Here is a 356-nt window from a genome sequence, read left to right on the forward strand (position 1 = left end):
CTATATGGGCTCACGCTGATATCTTTGAGTCGTGAAGGTGAGGATAATAATGATACTGATTTGACGGTAGACTTCACTATTGTTGATCCTGATTCGCAACTAGGTAGTACGCAATTGCATGATGCAGTGAACGAAGTGGGTACTCCGGAAAGCGAATTGAGGCTCCGTGGAGCAGGGACGTTCTTGACAATGAACGCTTTGAATCAGGTCAGTAAAACTGTAAACATGAAAACAATTAGAACAAACGCTATAAACCCTCGATCGGCAGCTATTGCCATGGGGTGGGGAGAAAGCTCGCCCTACTAAGCCGAACACCAATTCCTCTTCCAGCAAAAGCCCCTCACCCAACCCACTGC

General features: G+C 46.9%; 1 protein-coding gene. It reads left to right on the forward strand.

Going from position 1 to position 356, the window contains the following annotated elements:
* Positions 1-306, forward strand: a 306-nt coding sequence (locus AC1DCY_RS28040; RefSeq protein WP_477356147.1) for a hypothetical protein, incomplete at its 5' end; no start/stop codon positions are given.
* Positions 307-356 lie beyond the last annotated feature (50 nt).

This window comes from Lysinibacillus sp. 10T31 (assembly GCF_056394365.1).